18 protein-coding genes and 1 pseudogene are annotated in these 21,464 nt (G+C 39.7%); 8 read left to right on the top strand and 11 right to left on the bottom strand.

The features are described 5' to 3' along the window. Nucleotides 1-5: 5 nt before the first annotated feature. Nucleotides 6-2,756 carry an autotransporter assembly complex protein TamA gene (locus D9K81_RS16120; RefSeq protein WP_120374823.1) on the bottom strand — a complete coding sequence of 917 codons (2,751 nt, stop codon included), beginning with the start codon at nt 2,754-2,756 and terminating at the stop codon, nt 6-8. Between the two features lie 182 nt (nt 2,757-2,938). On the opposite strand from D9K81_RS16120, the gene D9K81_RS16115 reads away from it, so the two are divergent. Both D9K81_RS16115 and coq7 read left to right on the top strand, forming a co-directional pair. Further along, complete coding sequence (locus D9K81_RS16115; RefSeq protein WP_120374822.1) at nt 2,939-4,258, top strand: MFS transporter; 1,320 nt, start codon at nt 2,939-2,941, stop codon at nt 4,256-4,258. A 3-nt stretch (nt 4,259-4,261) separates the two neighbouring features. Further along, nucleotides 4,262-4,897 (top strand): 2-polyprenyl-3-methyl-6-methoxy-1,4-benzoquinone monooxygenase, encoded by a 636-nt coding sequence (coq7, locus tag D9K81_RS16110; RefSeq protein ID WP_120374821.1) that lies wholly within the window; start codon nt 4,262-4,264, stop codon nt 4,895-4,897. A 139-nt stretch (nt 4,898-5,036) separates the two neighbouring features. Here the strand turns inward: coq7 and D9K81_RS16105 are convergent, their stop codons facing one another. From D9K81_RS16105 to D9K81_RS16070, 8 genes are all read right to left on the bottom strand, one after another. Continuing rightward, nucleotides 5,037-5,621, bottom strand: coding sequence for a DedA family protein (locus tag D9K81_RS16105; protein WP_227602074.1), 585 nt, complete (start codon nt 5,619-5,621; stop codon nt 5,037-5,039). Between the two features lie 164 nt (nt 5,622-5,785). After that, the gene (locus tag D9K81_RS16100; protein ID WP_120374820.1) at nt 5,786-6,223 is read right to left on the bottom strand and encodes a 2-amino-4-hydroxy-6-hydroxymethyldihydropteridine diphosphokinase; all 438 of its coding nucleotides are present in this window, start codon (nt 6,221-6,223) and stop codon (nt 5,786-5,788) included. Continuing rightward, nucleotides 6,180-6,560 carry a dihydroneopterin aldolase gene (gene folB, locus D9K81_RS16095; RefSeq protein ID WP_120374819.1) on the bottom strand — a complete coding sequence of 127 codons (381 nt, stop codon included), beginning with the start codon at nt 6,558-6,560 and terminating at the stop codon, nt 6,180-6,182. The genes D9K81_RS16100 and folB overlap by 44 nt, the downstream gene beginning before the upstream one ends. Before the next feature lie 117 nt (nt 6,561-6,677). After that, nucleotides 6,678-7,976 carry an ABC1 kinase family protein gene (locus D9K81_RS16090; RefSeq protein WP_120374818.1) on the bottom strand — a complete coding sequence of 433 codons (1,299 nt, stop codon included), beginning with the start codon at nt 7,974-7,976 and terminating at the stop codon, nt 6,678-6,680. 58 nt (nt 7,977-8,034) lie between these two features. Then, nucleotides 8,035-8,763, bottom strand: a complete 729-nt coding sequence (locus D9K81_RS16085; RefSeq protein ID WP_171406958.1) for a HesA/MoeB/ThiF family protein — start codon at nt 8,761-8,763, stop codon at nt 8,035-8,037. Between the two features lie 346 nt (nt 8,764-9,109). Continuing rightward, nucleotides 9,110-10,765: an AMP-binding protein gene (locus D9K81_RS16080; RefSeq protein ID WP_120374816.1), complete on the bottom strand. Its 1,656-nt coding sequence runs from the start codon at nt 10,763-10,765 to the stop codon at nt 9,110-9,112. A 270-nt stretch (nt 10,766-11,035) separates the two neighbouring features. Further along, nucleotides 11,036-12,172 (bottom strand): acyl-CoA dehydrogenase family protein, encoded by a 1,137-nt coding sequence (locus D9K81_RS16075; RefSeq protein WP_120374815.1) that lies wholly within the window; start codon nt 12,170-12,172, stop codon nt 11,036-11,038. A gap of 204 nt (nt 12,173-12,376) precedes the next feature. Continuing rightward, complete coding sequence (locus D9K81_RS16070; RefSeq protein WP_120374814.1) at nt 12,377-13,147, bottom strand: SDR family NAD(P)-dependent oxidoreductase; 771 nt, start codon at nt 13,145-13,147, stop codon at nt 12,377-12,379. Nucleotides 13,148-13,283: 136 nt separating this feature from the next. Between D9K81_RS16070 and D9K81_RS16065 the strand changes: the two genes are divergently transcribed. The 4 genes and pseudogenes from D9K81_RS16065 to D9K81_RS16050 form a co-directional block, all read left to right on the top strand. Continuing rightward, nucleotides 13,284-14,324 (top strand): AraC family transcriptional regulator, encoded by a 1,041-nt coding sequence (locus D9K81_RS16065; protein ID WP_120374813.1) that lies wholly within the window; start codon nt 13,284-13,286, stop codon nt 14,322-14,324. A gap of 219 nt (nt 14,325-14,543) precedes the next feature. Next, a complete protein-coding gene (locus D9K81_RS16060) occupies nt 14,544-14,897 on the top strand; it encodes a hypothetical protein (protein WP_120374812.1) in 354 nt (117 codons plus the stop codon). A gap of 303 nt (nt 14,898-15,200) precedes the next feature. Next, on the top strand, nt 15,201-16,157 hold the full coding sequence (locus tag D9K81_RS16055) for an aliphatic sulfonate ABC transporter substrate-binding protein (protein ID WP_120374811.1): 957 nt from the start codon (nt 15,201-15,203) through the stop codon (nt 16,155-16,157). 92 nt (nt 16,158-16,249) lie between these two features. Further along, nucleotides 16,250-17,005, top strand: a pseudogene (locus D9K81_RS16050) (ABC transporter permease); the annotation flags it as partial. A 72-nt stretch (nt 17,006-17,077) separates the two neighbouring features. Here D9K81_RS16050 and prmC read toward each other — a convergent pair. Further along, nucleotides 17,078-17,896 carry a peptide chain release factor N(5)-glutamine methyltransferase gene (prmC, locus tag D9K81_RS16045; protein ID WP_120374809.1) on the bottom strand — a complete coding sequence of 273 codons (819 nt, stop codon included), beginning with the start codon at nt 17,894-17,896 and terminating at the stop codon, nt 17,078-17,080. Beyond that, entirely contained in the window at nt 17,896-18,984 is a 1,089-nt protein-coding gene (gene prfA, locus D9K81_RS16040; RefSeq protein WP_120374808.1) for a peptide chain release factor 1, read from the bottom strand. The genes prmC and prfA overlap by 1 nt, the downstream gene beginning before the upstream one ends. Before the next feature lie 592 nt (nt 18,985-19,576). On the opposite strand from prfA, the gene D9K81_RS16035 reads away from it, so the two are divergent. Further along, nucleotides 19,577-20,011, top strand: a complete 435-nt coding sequence (locus D9K81_RS16035; RefSeq protein WP_120374807.1) for a hypothetical protein — start codon at nt 19,577-19,579, stop codon at nt 20,009-20,011. 846 nt (nt 20,012-20,857) lie between these two features. Continuing rightward, the gene (locus D9K81_RS16030; protein ID WP_120374806.1) at nt 20,858-21,385 is read left to right on the top strand and encodes a hypothetical protein; all 528 of its coding nucleotides are present in this window, start codon (nt 20,858-20,860) and stop codon (nt 21,383-21,385) included. Nucleotides 21,386-21,464 lie beyond the last annotated feature (79 nt).

Here is a 21,464-nt window from a genome sequence, read left to right as displayed (position 1 = left end):
GTATTTTATAATTGTGAGCCAATGAAGAAATGAATTCGTATTGGATGATTATCATCAGATAAGCCAGAAGCAACATCAATACGGATCGGCCCGATTGGTGATGCCCAGCGAATACCTAAACCTGCGCTATACGCTGTTTTTGTATTAAATTGCTTATCGTATGCATTACCTGCATCACTAAAAATGGCAGCACGCCATCCCTCTTTAAATTGGTAGTTATATTCTAAAGAACCTACTGCCAAGGCTTGTCCACCAATTTTGTACCCCGATTCTGACGCAGCTAAGCTTTTATAATCAAAACCGCGGATGCTCTGATCACCACCTGTAAAGTAGCGTAAGTTATACGGCACTTTACTAAAGTCTTGGGTAAAAATATAACCTGCATCTGCACGACCCACAAATTGATGGTTATCATTTTCACCCAAAGAGTAAATAAAACGCCAACCTGCGTTTAGAATTGCCAAATCTGCATCAGTTAGAAGTTTTTCTGAACCCAATTCCACTTTATAGGTTTGTTTAAAGCCTCTCGTTGGGTTTAAACGTTTATCGGTATCTGTTTTAGACACTTCATAGCCCACAAGCAAAGACTGCTGTTGACTATTGGCATTCACCAAAAAGGCTTCTGGTATTTTTTCAATATCAACAGCAGCTAAACCACTTTCTGTAATACGGTCCAAACGATAACGTAAGCCATACGTTTGTTGCCATTGGCCTCTCGGATTTTTAATAATTCGGTCTGCACCTGCAACTGCCGATTCAATCAATAAATTTACATCACCACCCACATTGTCACGGACTTCACGCTCATAACCACCTACTAAACTAATATAGTCATTGAGTGGGTGTTTATAAGGAATGTTATAGCGACCATCGATAGACTGTCGAATTTGTGACAGCTCCATATTGGCATCAAATGAGTGACCATGTTCATTCACAATGGCACGGCGGTATTGTCCACGTAAACGAACACCCGTATCTGTACCAAAACCTGCACCAATTTCAGTATTATTTAACTTATCTGCATTTAAAGTCACAATCACGGGCACAACTTTGCTTTCACGTGCTTGATCTTTTAGGACATCTTGCTCATTGTCTCTTTGGACTTGTTGCTCTGCTAAACTGCGCAAGCTGGCTTTTTGTACTGGATCTGTCACACCTGCAAATTGCTCTTCATTTACAACATGCTGTGTCACTTCACGGTCAGAAGCTACGGCTGTTTTGTCTTGTAGGGCTAAATCATTGGCAGAGAGTTGATTTTGATCGACCAGTTTTTGTAAATCTGGGGGTAATTCCAATCCTTTTTCGATTGGATCAGGACGTACCGCATCCACTAAAGTGTAATTAAAATAACGTGAGTTGGTAAGGTTATTGGCTAAACCATTGACACGCCAAAAAGCATAATCTGCGCCACTGTCCCATGTTACTAAACTACGTAGAATTTTTTCATTCAATGGGAACGGCTTATTAGGATCACTCATTCTAAATTCAACGTCACCAAGCTTATAACGTTCGCCTGTTTCAAAGCGTAAGTTAATATCTGCGGTATTTTGTGGTTGCGCAATTTTTACATCGTGCAAACGCCAGTATGAGTCAAAGTAACCGTTATTAGAGGCTGCGTTATCTATACGAACTTTAGTATTTTCGTATAAACCATGGTTAAACACACCACCTTCTTCTTGGTCTGGCAATACGCCAATCACTTTAAATTGAGCTTGATCTGCTCCTGGGCCAGTAAATTCGATATTTTGTTGCTGAATCACCACTGGGCTATTTGGCGTAACAGCCACACGAACTTTTGAATCACTCAGTTTTTCAAATTTAAACTCAGCGTTATAAAAACCAACGGCCTGCGAAGCTTGGGTAGAAAGCACACGGAGCTGAGGCAATGCCGAAGAGAAATCGCTAAAAGATTCTTGAGTAAAACTCGACAACTTACCTTTAATATTGGCTTTGAGGTTCTCTAGTGCGTTTAAATAATCTTTGTTCGACACATTACTTTCATTTTGCGAAGCGAGCAAAACCACGTCTGCACTAATCCGTGGCACTTTCGCTGTATTGAGTTGACGTGGTGGGCGCACCTTATACAGTAAGCGCTTAAATACATTCGGTTGTTTATCATCTACCGTTTCTTGATCTTCCAACCCTACGACTAGCTCACCACCTGCGTCGTTTTTATCGACCACAATATTGCTGTCCGCACGAATAGCTTGCATGAGTGCATCAACATTAACGGGTGCTTGGTTAATCTCTTGAAGCTCTTGCTGGGTAATGTCTGCAACGGCAACTTCATTATTTTGTGTTGCTCTATAGTTTTGCGCCGACTGCTTGGCTTCTTCTGCAACTTTAAAAATTTCATTGGCCAATTGCTGATCAATAGGTTCAATAGGCAGACTTTCTAAGTCTTCAAACTCAATCGGTTTAAAGGCATCAATTGATGATTGCGTGTTTTGTTGTTCTTGTAACATTTGCACGCTGTCTACGGTCTTTGGCTCTATCAGCTGTTGTTCAACTTTTTCAGTAAGTTCGGCTTTAGAAACACCTAGCTGACTGGCTTCTGCTTTTAATGCATTCATCATTTCTACTTGAGTTGCATCTGCGACAGGCGTATGTTCTTCAACAGTTTGAGCTATTGTATGCTGTGCAAACAATGCTAAAAAGATACTTAAACACAAACGTTTGTTGTTATGATGCCCGAGTGTCAAATGACGTATACTTAAATGAAGCGCGGTCTTTTTAAAGTTTATTTTTTCTGGCATAGCGAACTCTAAACATACGTGTTTATGAAATGGATTTTTCAACTCATTGAAGTCATGTTAAAGAACTGAAATTCAGTTGATTTGTGCCATTTTCCTAGGCTTTAAAGTATCTTACATGATTTTCTTCGCTGTTTTACTAAACACTCACATTTCTTAATAAAACTTTATGTAGCACATATCATATGAAGAACAGTGAACATTTACTTGGTAGCCGTCGTTTCCTCCCGATGTTTCTCACCCAATTTTTTGGGGCGCTAAATGATAACGTTTATAAGCAAGCCTTACTTCTCGTAATCACTTATGGGTGGATTCAACAACAAACAGCCAGTATTAGTACCTTAAATAACTTTGCAGCCTTGTTGTTTATTTTACCCTACTTCATCTTCTCTGCGACGGCTGGACAGCTTGCAGATAAGTATGAGCGTTCACAGCTTGTTCGAATGCTCAAAGTTGCTGAAATTTTGATTATGCTTTTGGGCACAGCAGGCTTTTTATTAGGCAATTTATGGCTGTTATTAATCGCACTATTTTTAATGGGAACACATTCCACCTTCTTTGGACCCATCAAATACGCGATTTTGCCTGAAATACTCAAACCGCAAGAGCTTATGTCTGGTAATGCACTGTTTCAATCGGGCACCTCCATGGCCATCTTGATTGGTATGATATTGGGTGGCGCAGTTATTTCCCTGTCTCAGGGTAATTTACTTTGGATTAGCCTCACGGTACTCATTATTGCTTGCTTAGGCTATTTATCAAGTCGTTTTATTTTAGAACAGAAAATCAGCTCCCCCAACATTCAGATTGACTGGAACTTCTTTCGTACCAGTGGCCAAACCCTTCGCTATGCCAAAAGCCTACCGTTAATTTTTACCATTTTATTAGGCAACTCATGGTATTGGTTTTATGGTGCAACCTATCTCACGCAAATTCCACAGCTGACACAGCAAAATTTACATGCTTCCGAAAATGTCGTGAGTTTATTACTGACCTTCTTTTCTGTTGGGATTGGCTTAGGTTCACTGTTGTGCCGTAAAATTGGTGGCACAGAGGTGAATATTAAAATGGTGCCTTTCGGTGCAATTGGCTTAACTGTATTCGCATTGTATTTAGCAGCTAGCCTGTCTTTTGTACCCGAACGCACAGGTGCACTACTGAGCCTAAGTGATGTATTTCACGGGGGATGGAGTTATTACAATGTCATGCTGGCTGTCACTTTGCTGGGCATAAGTGGTGGTTTTTATATTGTACCGCTGTATGCCATGATGCAAGCCTACTCACCTCGCTCACATCGTGCGCGTATCGTTGCGGCAAACAACATATTAAATGCTGTTTTCATGGTATCTTCTGCTATATTTTCTATTATCATCTTAAGTATATTGAAGATTGATATTAAAATACTTTTCTGCATGACCGCGGTGTTGAGCGCTATTTTCTCTATTTGGCTTCTGCTGCGTTTAAAACCCATGCTTAAAACTGCGCACGTTTCGTTGGAGGATTAATTCATGCGTCAATACACAGGTCTCGACAAATTCATTCATTCTTTTGACCAAGCGCTACGCAGTTTAGTTCCAGGGAGCACCTCTGCTCAACGCGAGAACCCTGCCAACGGCACTAATACGCAATTAGCTGTAAGCGAAGCACGTCATGTTGCGGGCTTAATGCGTGTCAACCACAGTGGTGAAGTGTGCGCACAAGCGCTCTATCATGGCCAAGCTTTGACTGCAAAGTTACCCAACGTGCGTCGTGAAATGCAACAAGCCGCTATTGAAGAACAAGATCATTTAGCATGGTGTGAAGACCGCTTAAAAGAGCTAGATAGCCATACCAGCTTACTTAATCCAGTGTGGTATGGGCTTTCTTTTGGTATGGGTGCTTTAGCAGGTATTGCAGGCGATAAATACAGTTTAGGCTTTGTTGCCGAAACTGAGCGTCAAGTGAGCATGCATTTAGAGCATCATATCAGCCAACTCCCTCCACAAGACCAACGCTCATATCAAATCTTACATCAAATGAATCTTGATGAATTGCATCATCGCGATACGGCGCTGAATGCAGGCGGTGTCGACCTTCCCGCACCTGTTAAAATCACCATGACTGCTATTTCAAAATTAATGACAAAAACCAGTTATTTTATTTAAGGCATATATGTGCTTCATAAGCCCGCAAATCTGTGGGCTTTTTTTATCTAAAACCATTCAGACACTTACCTCATAATCCGTTGATGAACCTTAAAGGCTATTTATTCTGATGACAGAATTATTAGTCGTAGAGCTCATATTATTTATTTTTTGAGCGTTGATGAGTTAGTTTTTGTCTATATCCATAAACCACACGACCAAGAGCAATACAAACAATGACTGCAATCACTGTATAAAGCTCTTCATCATAAGGCAATATATATTGCCAAAATGCATGTAAAGCGTGTGTGATATACACACCAGCACTAATCACCACCCATGCCCAGATAAAGCATGCCACAATGTTGATGAGTACATATTTCCAAATTGGGTAAGCTTTTATGCCTACTGCAATTGGTAATACAGTACGAAGCCCCCACGCAAAGCGCATACCCAAAATAGTTAAAATAGGATAACGATCAATGAATTGGCTGGCGCGTTGAAATTTTTTGGCAAACTCAGGCTGAGATTCAAGCATTTTTTGCCCATAACGCACCCCCAATTGATAATAAAACTGATCACCAATAAAGCTACCCAACATAGCCACTGAAAGTAATAACCAAAAGTTGAGTAAATGCTGATGCACCGCATAAGCACCCAGCATCAGTACGGTTTCACCTTCAAATAAAGTTCCTGCAAATATGGCCCAATATCCATAATGCTGAATGAGCTCAGTCCAATTCATACAGACAACAACTTAATAATCATTATTTTTTCTATCTTAGCATTGAATCGAGCATAACTACGGTTTTACAAACTCAAGTGATCTGCTATGTAATACTCAACCTAGCACTGAGACAAAATCGAAGTGCTGATCATTTGAATAAATAAAATTTTAGATACGAAAGCCTATGTATGACATGAGACCACAGGAAAATGATGTGCCTCATGTTCCAAAGTAGCGTCCGACCAGATCTCATGCATTGGAATTTTAACATCTAAAGCCAAAGGTAATTTTTTGGCATTAAACTGCATATTAGACAAATCACTGCCCCATGCAATTAGATCAATATCCAAAGAAATTTGATGTGAGGGACGAATGCGTCCAGAGTCGGTTTCCATCCGCTTTAAATGCTGGACTAAATCCACGACAGAAAGCGAACTTTTCAACAAACATGCGGCATTCCAATAGTCCGCACCAATGGCATCTCGGCACGGAATTAAATAAATATTGGAAAAAGTTAAATCACCGAATTGAGCGAGTTGTGCAATGGCATGTTGAAAATGCTGTTTCGGATTGCAATTACTCGCCAGTGCTAAGGCGAATATCGTTTCGGTGACGTTCAAGACGAATTCCTACAGAATTTGCTTGCGGGATAATGGCAGGCTTACGGATGGTAATCATAATAGATTCCACCACAGGAAAGGTAGTAAAAAGTGCATTCAAAACCAGTTTTGCTGCATGTTCGATCAATTTAGGTTGCGCATCTTGAATCACTTTTGCGGAAATTTCACAAATTTCTGCATAATTGAGCGTATGATCGAGTTCATCAGAATTAGATGCTTGCTCTAAACTGGTCTTAATCTGTAAATCGAGCATTAAAGGCTGAATAATTTGACGCTCCCAATTGAAACAGCCGATCACTGTATCTACTTTTAAGCCTTCAATAATAATCGCGTCCATAATTCTCTCAAATACAAAAGTCCCCCTCACATAAGGGGGATTTTAAACAGTGTGTCAACTCATACAGGCCGTAAGTCAATCAACCCAACGACTTTCTTCTGTTTGGTTATTAATAGCTTAATGCTTTAATAGCAGATTTGGATCTATACTTTGCACCATCTGTAAGCGTTGATCAGCATAAATATCCGTATACGGCGCTAGAATACGCATAAAACGATCAAAATACAGCATTTGCTTAAATAACAAGGCAAAATCTCGTGGGAAACGAATACCATGGCGTTCACCAACACCCACCATATCCATCATAATGTCATTGATATCAGCTGGATTTGATGTAAGCAATTCTTGCGGATCTGCCAACAATACACCACTAAATAGACGCTCTAAATCATCAGCCAACACCTTAGTATCAATTTGACGATCTGTCATGCCCATTTTCAGCATATTTTCAGCCATTAAAGCATAATCCGTTTTTTGCAATGCATCCATAAATGCAATACACGCCGTCCATACTTCTGGTTTGAGCTGACCCACGATCCCAAAGTCAATGAACCCTACACGGCCATCTTCTAAGAACATTAAATTGCCTGCATGCAAGTCAGCATGGAAGCTATTACACATCATGAGACTACCAAACCATGTATTCATCGCGGTAATTAAAACTTGTGATGGGTCTTTTGCTATTTTTTTAACCACATCAAAATCAGTTAAAGGTACACCATACAGGCGTTGCATAGTGAGTACACGACGCGTTGAGTACTGATGATAAACCTTTGGTGCTGTGGCTGCTTGATTGTTGGTAATATTTAAATAATTGACAAAATCATCTAAATTTTGAGCTTCTTCAATAAAATCAACTTCACGTACCATACGTGTTTTAATTTCTTCAACAATATCTGCCAAAGATGCAAATTTAACTTTAGGTACAGCTTTTTCAAGTAGCTTGGTTGCCCAATGCAATACGTTTAAGTCGGTGTATAAAATGGTTTCTACACCAGGCTTTTGCACTTTAATTACGACATTTTCACCACTCACCAAAGTAGCTGCATGCACCTGTGCAATTGATGCCGAAGCAAGTGGCTTTTCATCAATAGATGCAAATATTTCGTCTAAATTACGGCCAGCAAATTCAGAAGCTAATACTTGTTGTACATAGCTAAACGGCAAACTTGGTGTTTGATCTAAGCAACCTTGAAATTCTTCGACGTATTCACGTGGAAATAATGAAGGTGTACTCGCAATAAACTGCCCTAATTTAATGTATGTAGAGCCAAGCGATTCAAAAGTTTCACGCATGAGTTTTGCATTGCTTGGTTTTTCTGTGGCGTATTTAATGCCAGCCTTGGCAACCACCACTGCTGTTTCACCCATACGACCAACAGAGCGTAATCCATCAAGCCAAATATTGTTTTTCATAATGTCTGAGGAAAAATAAAGTGTAGTGAGTGTAGCAAAATTTTATGCTGTTGCAGGATTATCTTGCCTGACAGCTTGCACAATTTTCATCATGCATAAAATTTAAAATTCGCTGTGTCATATTTAAACCATTCCACAGTAATAGTTTTTGCTTCAGTGGACTCAAATTTAAGCCCAAATACAATAATGCATGATGCGCCTGTAAACTGGCCATTACATTAGGTGTTGTTGCCAGTACACCAGAGTCTGCACAGCGCAGGCTTTCATTTGATTGTTGCTCTTTTGGAAATAAGCATTCATAGCAAGCTGAATCCCCTTCAACCATAAATAACTGCCCTTCAAAACCAATTGCAGAAGCACTAATTAAAGGCACGCCATATTGCTGACAAATTTGATTGACCAAATAACGCGTGGAGAAATTATCACAACCATCGAGCACTAAATCTTGCGATGAAATAAAAGTATCGGCATTTGTTGCATCTAACTTCGCCACAATACTCTGCACCTGAATATAGGGATTAATTTGTGTTAAGCGCTTTGCCAAAACATCGGCTTTATAAAAACCAAGGTCTGCTGGAGTATAAGCCATTTGTCGCTGTAAATTACTCACTTCAATGCTATCTGCATCAATTAAGCTAATTTTACCTACGCCTGCACGTGCTAATAACTCAGCCAATGCACAGCCAATCCCGCCACACCCCACAATCAATACATTCGAAAGTTTAAGCTTCTCTTGTGCGTCAAGATCCCAACCATCTAAAAGTATTTGACGGCTATACAGGTGCATTTCTTCTTCACTGAGCTCTAAGTCCAAATCCGATGATTGATTCACGGTTCAATATCCATTTAAAGTGCGGTATCTATATTCAAGCTATTATCAGCATTGCATAGACCATATTGTCAATTCTTTGCTGTATTTACTTTAAATTGCTCTTGTTTATTGCTGAATAAAACATCAGAACTACCTCATTGAGTATCGATTGAGAATAGAATATTGCTCTTAAAACTTAATATTCTTATGCTCGAATATTCTGCATGATGAATATCTAAAATGAATCGCGAAATATAAATTAACAAGCGCATAAAAAAATAAGGCGATCCATTGATCGCCCTATTTTCAAACTTTTAAAGCACTAACCAACTTTTTCTAATAACTCTAATTTTGCAATTTCTTGTTGCTTTAGCAAATTACGCTGAATTTTCCCGCTAGAAGTTTTAGGTAAGTGCTCAACAAACTCAATTTCTTTTGGATAGGCATGTTTAGACAAACGTGAACGCACATATTCTTGCAGTTTTTTCATGAGCTCTGTAGTTGAGGCATATTGTGGTTTGAGCACCACAAAAGCTTTCACAATTTCCGTACGCTCAGGGTCTGGCTTACCAATCACAGCAGACTCTAAAACCTCTTCACATTCCAATAATGTGCTTTCTACATCAAAAGGACCTACGCGATAGCCTGACGTTGTAATGACATCATCAGCACGACCGATAAAATCTATACCCAAATGTTCGTTTAAACGAACCGTATCGCCTGTTAAGTAGTATTGACCAACAAATGATTTACGGTTGTTTCCGCCATAACCATTAAACCAAAACAAGGGTGATTGTGAGCAATCAATCGCTAATGTACCAATACCGCCTACTTCGACTTCTTGATTTGTACTGTCTAATACCGCAAAACGATGCCCAGGAATTGCATAACCTGCTGAACCCACTTTCTTTTCATGTGCTAAGGCATGATGATTGGCAATCACCATGCCCAATTCTGTTTGGCCATATTGATCGTAAATATTGACATTCAAATCATGGTTGAACCAATGAATGACTTCAGGTGTAAGAGGTTCACCTGCACTACTGACCACACGTAAATGAGTTTTAATTGATGCATCAAATTTTTCTTTAAAACCAAAAAATAAACGAAATGCTGTAGGTGAGCCTGTCAAATTACTCACTTTATATTTTTGAATAATTTGCAAAGCGTTATCTACACTAAATGCACGTTCATCCATAATGATGCTATGACCTAAGCTTAATGGCCCAGTAATGCCATAGTACAAACCATAGGCCCAACCCGGATCTGCCAAGTTCCAAAATGAATCTTCTTCACGTAAATCTACAGCATGGGTCATATATCCCTTAAAAGCTAACATTGCCTTTAAAGGCACAGGCACAGATTTAGCCAGACCTGTCGTACCTGAGGTAAACATCATTAAAAAATAATCATCAAAGCTCTGCATCACAGCTTCACATTGGGCAGATTGATCGGCCAAAACTGACCAAAAATCAGCATCTGTACCCGTTAAAAGAGGCGTAGCCTCTGCTTGGCTCACCGTTAAAATATGTGGCACTTTCAGGCTATTTAATTTTGCACGTTGCTCTATGTTGGTCACAATCAATTTAGTTTGTGCAACTTCAATACGGTGCTCAATGGCTTTAGATTCAAATGCAGTAAACAAAGGCTGATAAACTGCGCCTATGCGCCAAGTGGCCAATACCGTAATCAACAGTTCTGCGGTTCGTGGCAATAGCCCTGCAATACAATCACCTTTTTGAATGCCTAGACTTTTAAAATAGTTAGCAAGTTTGCCAGAAGCATCATCAAGTTGTTCAAAGCTCCATGTGACCGATTCACTATTTTTGCCTTCCCAAATTAATGCCGTTTTGTGCTGACCAACATAGCGTTGACAGCATTCGACGTATGCATTTATCTGATTGGAATGACCATGTAATTGCATTGTCATTAATTTTTCAAAATTAAAATCGAGATATGCTTGTTCAAGTGTTTTCATTGTATTCCCTATTTTACATGGGCTGAGGACCTGGCATCTGCACGATGTCGCTTCAGCATTGTTATATGGCTTACACACATCTTGCTGTGTGTTGCTCTGTACATCCCGTACTTCGTGTGGCGCAAGTTCAACTTACGCCTTTGTTATATATGATTAGAAAAACACGTTTAAATCAGACCTGCAATTTCCATATACCTCATCTCTATTGCAGGGTTTGAACACCGACTAAAGTCTAAAAAGCATTGGCTTGTTTATGATGACGTTGCATATCTATGACTTAGCCACCTCGCGTGCAATCACCAGTCGCTGAATGTCAGATGCACCTTCATAAATCTGACTTACACGCACATCTCTATATATGCGCTCGACAGGGAAATCAGATACATAACCATAGCCACCATGAATTTGAATAGCATCTGAACACACACGTTCTGCCATGGTTGATGCAAACAACTTCGCCATAGATGCTTCTTTTAAACAGGGTAAATTGGCGTCTTTTAAGGTAGCCGCATGAAAAATAAGCTGGCGCGCAGCTTCTATTTGTGTGGCCATGTCCGCTAAACGAAATGCGACTGCTTGATGCTCTACAATATTGACGCCAAAGGCTTGGCGCTCATTGGCATATTCGACTGCAGCATCTAAAGCCGCTCGCGCCATACCAATACATTGAGCAGCAATACCAATCCGTCCAGACTCTAAATTAGATAATGCAATTTTGTAGCCATCACCTTCTTTACCCAATAAATGATCAGCAGGAATACGGCAATTATCCAAAATAATGGTCGCGGTGTCTGAGCAGTGCTGGCCCATTTTTTCTTCTAAGCGCGACACAATATAACCTTCCGTACTAGTCGGTACTAAAAAGCATGAAATGCCTTTTTTACCCGCAGATTTGTCTGTCACGGCAAATACTAAAGCAACATCTGCATATTTACCCGTAGTAATAAATTGCTTAGTGCCATTAATGACCCATTCATCACCATCACGAACAGCCTGACACATCAGTGCACTCGCATCTGAACCCGCTTGTGGCTCCGTTAGACAAAAACAGCCCAACATTTCCCCAGTCGCCAATTTACTTAAATATTGCTGCTTTTGTTGCTCTGTACCATAACGTTGTGTAATGCCACATGGTAAAGAGTTTTGCACACTTACAATGGTAGAAATGGCACCATCACCTGCAGCAATTTCTTCAATGGCTACCACAAGCGACACATAGTCCATACCAGCACCGCCCCACTGTTCAGACACGGTCATGCCTAAAGCACCCAACGCACCCAGTTCTTTTAATTCTTGTGCTGGAAAACTCGACGTTTTATCACGCTCTGCCGCAGTGGTTTTAAGTTTATTTTGTGAGTAATCACGCATCATTTCCTGAATCATTTTTTGTTCATCATTTAAAATCATGCTTACATCCTTTTAAAATTTAATTATTTTCACTATCCGATACATCACAGTGGTGGTAGTACCACCCACTGGCCAAACATCCCATTCAGCCAGCAAGGCATTGAGTTGTACTACTCTTCATTCATCAAGAGCAAGTAAAGACTTTCTAGCTAAATAAACAAAATCATCTATAAAATCAGTAACGTCTTTACTCAGGTGATTGGATTATTTAGGTTGCATACGAATAGCACCGTCTAAACGAATTACTTCGCCGTTGAGGTAGCCATTTTCAAAAATATGCCCCACCAAATGTGCGAATTCTTCTGGTTTGGCCAAACGCGGTGGAAATGGCACCATTTGACCTAAAGCATCTTGTACATTTTGCGCTAAGCCTTTCAGCATAGGTGTTTCCATAATACCTGGGGCAATGGTCATCACTCGAATCGCTTCACGCGCCAACTCACGTGCTAAAGGTAGGGTCATTCCAACCACTGCACCTTTTGAAGCTGCATAAGCCGCTTGACCAATCTGACCATCATAAGCCGCCACAGAAGCTGTATTCACGATCACACCACGCTCTTCTTCGCCCGCTTTTAATTCATATTTAGCTATTAAGCGCGCGCCAAATCGAATCATGTTAAATGTGCCGGATACATTAATATTTAAGACTTTTTGAAACATTGCCAAGTCATGTAAGCCATCACGGCCAAGCACTTTTGCAGAAGGCGCAATACCTGCACAATTCACCAAACCATTTAACTGGCCATATTTATTTTCAACATGCTGAAAAAAAGCTTCTGCTGCAGCTTCATTGGTTACATCTAGCATGACAAATTCTGCATGCTCGCCTAAACGCTGTTCTAAGGTTTCACCCAAATCTCGGTTCATATCAACCATAATCACCTTGGCCCCTTGCCCCACCAAATAAGTGGCTGTCGCCGCACCCAAGCCTGAAGCACCGCCCGTTACAACAAAAACTTTCCCTTGAATTTTCATTTTCTTTTATCCTAAACATCATGTTTTAAATTCGACTTAAGACACAGAGTAATCACAGAATAAATTGAGTACAATTTCCAAATGCTGCATCTTGCATGATGTATTTGAACAATGGCAAATCTACTGAGCCTCAATCATGGAATTTAGATTGGATCACGATTATTTTAAAGGGACGATCTCAATTAGCCTTGTGCATGAAGCACTCTTGCATGCACAACAAAAAGGCTACGACACCTTGGCTTTATTACAAAAATCAGGCATTGCACCTGAGCTTCTGCATTCAAATAAAACTCGCGTATCTGTTACTCAATACGCACAGCTCTGGATCGTGCTAGCAGATGCCATGAATGATGAGTTTTTTGGTATGGACTCGCATCCCATGCGTCGTGGGAGCTATACCTTTTTATCTAAATCCGTTATACAGTCCACGTCATTAAAACAAGCACTTACGCAAATTCTTCAATTTTTAAATCTTGTTTTAGATGATTTTAATAGCAAGTTTTTTGTGGAAGAACACTATGCATATATTGTGATTCAGGAAACTACGCCACCCAAGCGCATGTTTAGTTATGCCACCTATTTAATGTTAATTCAGGGTCTGATGTGCTGGTTATGCGGACAACGTATTGTCTTAAATAGAATTCAACTGCGCTGTGTTGCACCATTCGACGATCACGACTATAAAGTTCGATTTTGTGATGATATTCAATATGGTGCTGAAGAAAATTATATTCAGTTTGATGCCAACTATTTAAACCTCCCTATCAAACAAGATCAAAAATCTTGGCATCAGTTTATTTTGCACACACCTTATAATTTATTGGTTCGTTATAAAAACCCGAATGCTTTAAGCCATCAAATTCGTCAACATTTTATGCAAACCGCAACGGCTAATTGGAAAGAACTGAGCGAACTTGCCCCCTTATTTAATATGTCTGAAGCCACAATGCAACGCAGACTTAAACAAGAAGGCATTAATTTTCAGCAACTCAAAAATGATATACGACGCGATCTTGCCATTGATTTGCTTGCACAAAGCCACTTAACCCTACAGGATATTAGCGAGCAACTTAATTTTCATGATGCAAGTGCATTTCACCGCGCTTTTAAAAAATGGACAGGGGTAAATCCTGGTAGTTATCGCCAAAAGCAACAGGATAAAAACACTGAAGTCTAATATTTAAAATCACTCAAATAAGTTGATTTTTAAATGAATTATAAAATAAATTTAATTATCAATATCTTATAAAAATATACAGAAACGACTGTACGTTCATCGTAAGAATATTGCGCATCAAACTTAAATAGGTTATTTTTCAATCAATTTAAAGCATTTTGCTTATGGTTATTTTGGCTGTATTCCACTCCCTGATCTCATCACCTCGAAGGCTCCCACATGCTTAAGATGATAGACGTACTCGAGCAAAGCTTGGTACAAAATTTTTCTGAATCAATTTTTGAAGCAACTGAACAGAGCGACGCTCAATTTCATCAGGAGCTCCTTAAAATTTCTGATGTTGATTTAGCTAATATTGTCTCTACATTCTTTTTAAATGAACAAGCACTTGAAATTGCACAACACTTAGATATTTCAACTGAAACTATTGAAGCCGTTCAAGCTGGTGCTAATTTAAAAGACGAACCATATATTACAGCAACTAGTAAAATTGTTGCTTATTGCCTTGCAGTAGAAACTGGCGCCTTCAACCAAGTTGAAGTGGCGGAATGCTTACAAGATTACCCAATGTAATCTAAAAGCTTTAACACCAATATTGAAAATACGGCGGTCTAAATGACCGCTTTATTTTGTCTAAAATACCTTATACAGCCTTAAACTGGACTTATCTATTTAACTGCATTTTTATGATCAATTTGATATATCACACAACACAGTAGCTTTCATTTTTAAAAATCATTATATTTCAAAAGATTATGTTTAGAAAACATCTTTTTAGATATTTTCGATTTGATTATCACTTTTTCTCTTTTGCAGTATTTCACTTCCCCACGTATTTATAGCAAATTATTTTGTGCTATACATTTTCGGGGTTACATGAAAACTATTCGTCAACTTTCTACATTGGTTGTTGCAACATTAGCAACAACACTGACCTTGGCTGCAACTCCAACAGAAATCAAACTGGATTATGCTTACTACGCCCCAACCAGCTTGGTGGTTAAAGATCAAAAACTTTTGGAAAAGGCTTTTCCAAAAAGCCAAATCAAATGGGTATTTAGCCAAGGTTCAAATCGCTCTTTAGAGTATTTAAATAGTGGTAGTGTTGATTTTGCATCAACAGCGGGTTTAGCTGCAGTATTGAGTAAAGCCAACGGTAGCCCAATTAAAACAGTTTATATTCAAAGCCAACCTGAATGGACAGCGTTGCTGGTGGCTAAAAACTCAAACATTAAAAGTTTAAAAGATTTAAAAGCGAAAAAAATTGCAGCAACTAAAGGCACAGATCCTTATTTATTTACCCTACAGGCTTTAGAAACAGTCGGTTTAACCAAACGTGATGTGCAATTGGTTCACTTACAGCACCCAGATGGCAAAACTGCTTTAGAGCGTGGTCAAGTAGATGCTTGGGCTGGGCTTGATCCATTAATGGCTTCTGCTCAATTACAGTCTGGGGCAAAATTGCTATATCGCAATGTTAGCTTTAATAGTTACAGCGTTCTAAGCGTGAAAGATTCATTTGCAAAAGAAAATCCGGAAACTGTAACTGCGGTGATTAAAGCTTACGAACAAGCTCGAAAATGGGCTAAAGCTCACCCTGATCAAGTTGCAGCACTTTTGGCAAAAGAATCTAAACTGCCTTTGAATGTTGCAAAACTACAAATTAGCCGTACCAATTTTGACCAAAATATTCCAACTGCAAAACATATTGCGGCACTGCAAAAAGCAGGTAGCATTTTGACAGAAGAAGATTTAGTCCGCAAAGGTACAGATGTGAACCAAGTCGTGACACAACTCCTTGATGCGAAATTTGCACAAAAAGCTGTGAAATAAAAGGCATTTTTTGACTTATGACACATCGTATAGCAAACCCCAAAACACCTACTTCACTCGAACCAGCGATTAACTCTCAACCTTCAACAGCAAAGTTTAAAGCTTGGGGGAAAGCGCTAACCATTCCAGTGCTACTACTTCTATTGAGTGAATACTTTGTGCGTGCGGGTTGGATTGAATCCTACTTACTACCCGCACCAAGTAGCCTATGGCAAACATTCACAGATTTGGCAAATGGTGATTTATGGCAACATATTTGGGCAAGTAGTTTCCGCGTATTCATCGGCTTTTTGATTGGTAGCTTTTTGGCTTTATTTTTTGCAGTTTTAGTAGGCCTAAATAAGCAAGCAGAAGCCTTTTTAGAACCTAGTTTCTCAGCAATTAAATCAATTCCTAGCTTAGCTTGGATCCCACTGTTACTGCTTTGGTTGGGCATTGATGAAGCTTCAAAAATTACCCTCATTGCAATTGGTGCGTTTTTTCCAGTATATACCAACACCGTAGCAGCCATTAAAGGCGTAGACCGTAAATTAATTGAAGTCGCTCAAGTTTACCGTTTAAAGTATTGGCAACTGGTACAGCAAATCATTTTACCCGCAGCCTCACCAGGCATCTTAACTGGCCTACGCAATGGCTTAAGTCTGTCTTGGATGTTTATGATTGCCGCTGAATTGATTGCAGCCACACAAGGCATTGGCTATTTACTCAGTGATGGACGAGAAACATCACGACCTGACATTGTGATTTTAGCCATTATATTATTGGCTGTATTGGGTAAATTAACCGATCGTGTCATGCAATCACTTGAAACTTGGTTACTGCGCTGGAGAGATGTGATTAAGCATTGAAGAAAAGCAAGCATATCTAAAAAATAAAAGCGCATCGAATGCGCTTTTATTTTGGATTTTAAGTTACAGCACTTACTGTTGCCACTGTCCTAGAGTTACGCGGTCATTACCGCCGTAGTCTTTCACAGTTCGTACTTCACGGTAGCCTGCTTGTACAAATAAATGACGTACAGCATCACCCTGATCATAACCATGCTCAAGCACCACCCAACCATTTACTGTTAAATGTTTTTTCGCTTGTAGAATAATTTGTTCAAGGTCAGCGAGACCATGTTTATCCGCCACCAAAGCACGTTCAGGCTCAGTTTCTAAGTCTTTCATGTGCACATCTGTTGCATCAATATAAGGCGGATTCGACACGATCACATCAAAAAAGCTACGGCCAAATGGTTTTAACCAAGAACCCAATACAAACTTCACATGCTCTAGGTCATGCGCTTTTGCATTGTATTCAGCCACTTCAAGCGTCGGCTCATAGATATCTGATGCAGTCACAGACCAATCGGGGCGCTCACTGGCCAATGACAATGCAATTGCGCCAGTTCCCGTACCTAAATCCACAATGCGTGCATCTTCAGGGACATCTAAACGCAGTACAGTTTCTACTAATACTTCAGTGTCTGGGCGTGGCACCAAAGTATCTTTGGTCACTTTCAAATCTAAAGTCCAAAATGGCTGTGAACCTGTCACATAAGCCAATGGTTCACCAGCAGCTATCCGAGCAAGCCCTGCAACATAAGCTTGTTCTTGCTCTGTCGTCAGTTCCTGATCCTTCTTCATGATTAAATCAAAAGAATCAATTTTAGTAATGTGCTCGAGCAACCATGCATTTTCCTGACGCTCATAGCTTTCAGGTTCACCGCGATAGGCCAAGGCCTGTGCAATATTCATTAGCCACCATTCTGCTGTGCAAGCATCGCCAATTGGTCTGCTTGATATTCACGATGCAGACTATCCAATAACTCAGTCAAATCACCTTCCATCACCGCATCTAACTTATAAAGCGTTAAGTTAATACGGTGATCCGTCATACGACCTTGTGGATAGTTGTAAGTACGAATACGTTCCGAACGATCGCCCGAACCCACTAAGTCACGGCGCATTTCAGAAGTCGCCGCATCTGCAGCTGCACGTTTTGCATTTTCAAGACGTGATGCCAATAGTGCCATCGCTTTAGCCTTGTTTTTATGCTGTGAACGCTCATCCTGACATTCCACCACCGTTCCTGTTGGAAGATGAGTAATACGAACAGCAGAATCCGTTTTGTTAATATGCTGACCACCTGCACCAGATGCACGGTAAGTATCAATACGTAAATCTGAAGGGTTGATTTCAACAGTGGTGTCTACATCAATTTCAGGCAGAATAGCCACAGTACATGCAGAAGTATGTACACGACCTTGTGATTCTGTTGCAGGTACACGCTGTACACGGTGCGCACCACTTTCAAATTTCAAGCGACCATATACGCCTTCACCATTCACAAGGCAAATCACTTCTTTATAACCGCCATGCTCACCTTCATTTTCAGAAAGAACTTCTATACGCCAACCTTTAGATTCAGCATATTTACTGTACATACGGTATAAGTCACCCGAGAAAATTGCAGCTTCATCACCACCCGTTCCTGCACGAATTTCTAAATAAGCCGAGTTCGCATCGTTCGGGTCTTTTGGAATCATTAAAATATTTAAGTCTGCTTCTAACTTAGTAATCAGCGCCTTATTTTCTTTAATTTCTTCCTGCGCCATTTCCTTAAAATCTGGGTCAGACAGCATAGCTTCCGCAGTTTCAATATCTGCTTCTGCTTGAGTGTATTTGTGCCAAACTTCAGTAATTTCGCTCAAATCACTATGTTCACGTGAAAGTTGACGGAAACGTTTATTATCTGAAATTACCTCAACATCAGCGAGCAAGGCATTTAATTCTTCGTGACGGTCAGACAATTGGTCTAACCGCAAACGCAGTGATTCTTTCATTTTACAAAATATCTCTTTAACGCCTGCCCTGATACAGCAAATATAATCCAGCTAGAGCAGACAAATCTTCATTTTGCGCTTAGTTTACAGATTCTCAGTTTTAAATGACATCTTTATTGTTAGTCAGCGACTTATCGCTTTGGCCTATATATGTCACAGCATCTATATAGAATGTGGACTTTTAAAGTCCCTTTAGCTTTAAAATTTTTAATCCGACAAAATTGTATTTTAAATCATCAAGGTTTCAGCTAAATTTAAGCCGTTCAACTTAGCTTATTGGGTAAATTAAACTAAGCAGGACGAATAGAAACGGAAAAAATTACAAGTTACACGCTATATCTACGATAAATCCTGTTTTTAGGTCGCATATTTAAATATGTGATACCCATCGTTCTACTTTATGTATTCATCATTACCTGTAATTGGGTAAATTAAAGGCAGTTTTTTCACATTTGTTACAAACAGAAACATTGCTTACACCAAAGCACATTAATTTGGAGAAGGCTCTCCATATTTATAAAGAAGTCTTTTGTTACATTTACCCCATCAAAGAAATTAAAGAGTCCAAATAAGATTGGACATGGAGTTAACCATGAAAATGAATACCCTTTTACTGAGCAGTGCTTTGGCACTCACTTCAGTTTTTACGGTTAGCACCCACGCTGACAGCACTACTCGCGTTGCTGCTGCTAGTGCACTTGGTAGTGTTGCAGGAACTGCAATTGGTAAAAATATGGGTGGCAACACGGGTGCGACCATTGGTGCAGCACTTGGTGGTGCGGGTGGCGCAGCTGTAGCAAGTGACCGTCGTAACCGTACAGATTCTGCGATTGGTGGTGCGATTGGTGGCGGTGCGGGTTATACCGTAGGTAAAAGCATGGGTGGCACAAATGGTGGTTATGTAGGTTCTGCCCTTGGTGCTGCAGGTGGTGCTGCTTTAGGGAATAAAATCTCTAAAGACAAGCAATACGACAACAGTAGCCGTAAATACAGCAAAAAGCACGGTAAAAAATATCGCCGTCATTAATTCGAATGAATTAATACACAAATCTGAAAGAGAATTTTTAAACGCTTAATGCTCAGCATTAGGCGTTTTCCTTTGCTTAGTCACATAACGAAGAAAAAAGTTGAACCATTTGACTCATCTCTTAGGCCTCATCATATAAAATGAAAAAGATAATTCACGCGACTTCATTCACCCAATGAGGTAAGTCAACTTTTAAACTAGATGTCTTATATATGTCGCCACTTTGTATGAAACTACAATCCGCGCAGAAGAAGTTTTAAGCTTTTTTTCCCCATTTTCACAAGTCTCTTCTAAATAAAAGTCTTCTAAGATGTAGTACTCCCAACGACTCACATTACAGTGAGATGAATTATTATCGCTACAGAGCATAAGTTCATTTAAATATATAAATCAATTGAGGAGGATTTTATCTGTATTAAGCTTCTGAGCTTTATACGAACAATGCTTAAACACAGCTCATTTCCCTTCATTTAATACAATGCAAATCAGCAGTGATCAAATAAATTCATACTCCCGAGTTCATAGGTTTTAGATATTTAAATCTTTTTATGCATTTTAAAATGACGATTTTCAATTTCTATCTTCCATGGTTTTGACTTTTGGGGGGTGAAGACAACATCACTATTTTTAAAAACACTATTAATATCAAATAAATACAAACACTTAATTCAAGCAAGGCTACAAGGGAGGCTTTGAACAAAACAACCATTATGTACACTATGTGGTGATGGGTTACATACAGGTTACAAATTATTTCATGAGCGTCCTGTTCATCTTCATTATTTTTCCAAAATTTATTTTTAAATTGATATCAAGACAGAAACGAGTGTTTTTAGGACGCGAAAAATGAAAATCAAAACCGTATTCTTTAGTGCAATATTTGCAGCTTCAGCAATGACTATGACCGCTGCAAATGCAGGTAATACCACAAATACAGCCCTTACTTCAGCTCTTGGTGGTGTGGTAGGTGCAGCCATTGGTAACCAGATGGGTGGTCAAACAGGTGCAATGATTGGTTCAGCCATTGGTGGTGGCGCTGGTGCTGCAGCATCAGCGAATAAGCGTGATCGTAATGGCGCAATTATTGGTGGTGCGCTAGGTGGTGCTGGTGGTTATACCGTTGGTAAAAATATGGGTGGCACAAACGGTGGTTATATTGGTGCCGCTGCAGGCTCTGCAGGTGGTGCAGTTTTAGGCCAAAAAGTCAGCCAAGACCGTCGTTATGACGATGGATACAATAATCGTTATAACAGCCGTTATGATGACCGCTATGACAATCGTGGCTACCGCAACTCTAAATACCGTTATAACAATTCAGCATATCGCAACGACAATGGCCGTCACGTAGGTTGGTACAAACAAGATCGTCGCTAATCATCATGCATGATTAGGCTATGACCTATTATCAGAACACTCATTATTTAGCACCTTCGGGTGCTTTTTTTATAACTCA

Source organism: Acinetobacter chengduensis, assembly GCF_003664645.1.
Taxonomy (GTDB): Bacteria; Pseudomonadota; Gammaproteobacteria; order Pseudomonadales; family Moraxellaceae; genus Acinetobacter; species Acinetobacter chengduensis.
This window is presented reverse-complemented; position numbering and strand designations above follow the sequence as displayed.

Excerpts from the sequence above, each read along its gene's own strand:
- D9K81_RS16120 (WP_120374823.1), bottom strand. The coding sequence starts at position 2,756 with ATGCCAGAAAAAATAAACTTTAAAAAGACCGCGCTTCATTTAAGTATA.
- D9K81_RS16115 (WP_120374822.1), top strand. The coding sequence starts at position 2,939 with ATGAAGAACAGTGAACATTTACTTGGTAGCCGTCGTTTCCTCCCGATG.
- coq7 (WP_120374821.1), top strand. The coding sequence starts at position 4,262 with ATGCGTCAATACACAGGTCTCGACAAATTCATTCATTCTTTTGACCAA.
- D9K81_RS16105 (WP_227602074.1), bottom strand. The coding sequence starts at position 5,621 with ATGAATTGGACTGAGCTCATTCAGCATTATGGATATTGGGCCATATTT.
- folB (WP_120374819.1), bottom strand. The coding sequence starts at position 6,560 with ATGGACGCGATTATTATTGAAGGCTTAAAAGTAGATACAGTGATCGGC.
- D9K81_RS16090 (WP_120374818.1), bottom strand. The coding sequence starts at position 7,976 with ATGAAAAACAATATTTGGCTTGATGGATTACGCTCTGTTGGTCGTATG.
- D9K81_RS16085 (WP_171406958.1), bottom strand. The coding sequence starts at position 8,763 with ATGCACCTGTATAGCCGTCAAATACTTTTAGATGGTTGGGATCTTGAC.
- D9K81_RS16080 (WP_120374816.1), bottom strand. The coding sequence starts at position 10,765 with ATGAAAACACTTGAACAAGCATATCTCGATTTTAATTTTGAAAAATTA.
- D9K81_RS16075 (WP_120374815.1), bottom strand. The coding sequence starts at position 12,172 with ATGATTTTAAATGATGAACAAAAAATGATTCAGGAAATGATGCGTGAT.
- D9K81_RS16070 (WP_120374814.1), bottom strand. The coding sequence starts at position 13,147 with ATGAAAATTCAAGGGAAAGTTTTTGTTGTAACGGGCGGTGCTTCAGGC.
- D9K81_RS16065 (WP_120374813.1), top strand. The coding sequence starts at position 13,284 with ATGGAATTTAGATTGGATCACGATTATTTTAAAGGGACGATCTCAATT.
- D9K81_RS16060 (WP_120374812.1), top strand. The coding sequence starts at position 14,544 with ATGCTTAAGATGATAGACGTACTCGAGCAAAGCTTGGTACAAAATTTT.
- D9K81_RS16055 (WP_120374811.1), top strand. The coding sequence starts at position 15,201 with ATGAAAACTATTCGTCAACTTTCTACATTGGTTGTTGCAACATTAGCA.
- prmC (WP_120374809.1), bottom strand. The coding sequence starts at position 17,896 with ATGAATATTGCACAGGCCTTGGCCTATCGCGGTGAACCTGAAAGCTAT.
- prfA (WP_120374808.1), bottom strand. The coding sequence starts at position 18,984 with ATGAAAGAATCACTGCGTTTGCGGTTAGACCAATTGTCTGACCGTCAC.
- D9K81_RS16035 (WP_120374807.1), top strand. The coding sequence starts at position 19,577 with ATGAAAATGAATACCCTTTTACTGAGCAGTGCTTTGGCACTCACTTCA.
- D9K81_RS16030 (WP_120374806.1), top strand. The coding sequence starts at position 20,858 with ATGAAAATCAAAACCGTATTCTTTAGTGCAATATTTGCAGCTTCAGCA.